The sequence below is a fragment of the Bartonella capreoli genome (genome assembly GCF_902813205.1).
GTDB classification, from domain to species: Bacteria; Pseudomonadota; Alphaproteobacteria; order Rhizobiales; family Rhizobiaceae; genus Bartonella; species Bartonella schoenbuchensis.
Genome location: NZ_CADDZX010000086.1, coordinates 1 through 657, shown reverse-complemented (window position 1 = coordinate 657; position 657 = coordinate 1). Strand labels below are relative to the sequence as shown.

Sequence of the window (657 nt, the reverse complement as noted above, 5' to 3'; positions counted from 1 at the left end):
TGCTCTGAAGTTAATCCTCCTTTGTTGAGCTCAGCAATATAATTCATTGCATCTTTTTGTTGCTGTTGTGCTTCATTTTGTGAAGGCATATCAATAGGAGAAACAAATTCAGATTGGGGCGCCAACGTCTCACCATACCCTAGAGAGTTACTCTTATCGTATTGCGGTGTATTGTTTGTTTTGATTGAATAATCTGACAAAGGGGCCATCTGACCTTTTAAATCCGCAACAGATACAATTAAATCTTTAAGCCCTTTTTTGCCCGTTTCTTCAGGCTCCTTATAATAGCCTCGAATAAGATCTGGAAAATCAATTTTTTTAGGCCATACATTCCTATCGAGTAGATGGATAGGAGCAGATAAGCTGTAGCGGACAAGATCTCGGAATGGCATACGACGGGCTAAAGACAGAAACCCTTTATTATTGCGGCCATTTTCTTGATCCAAAGATGGATCTAACGCATCAAACCTAGACATTAGGCAACCCTTTCCATATTAAAACCAAGCTTGCTATAATCAACGTGCAAAAGACCGGTGGCAGTATTTAAGAAAACAGCCTCAGGGTTTGTTGCAAGAACATCTTGCGCCATCACCCCTCTATAGCGCTTAGAGCACCCTTTGTAGTTATAATCATAGAGTTTGTGGCCATCTCTATACC

2 pseudogenes are annotated in these 657 nt (G+C 40.6%); both read right to left on the bottom strand.

The annotated features are described in order from the left end of the window. Positions 1-476: pseudogene (locus J7R05_RS07445) on the bottom strand (hypothetical protein); the annotation flags it as partial. Next, a pseudogene (locus J7R05_RS07440) lies at positions 476-657 on the bottom strand (tail fiber domain-containing protein); the annotation flags it as partial. The pseudogenes J7R05_RS07445 and J7R05_RS07440, both read right to left, overlap by 1 nt.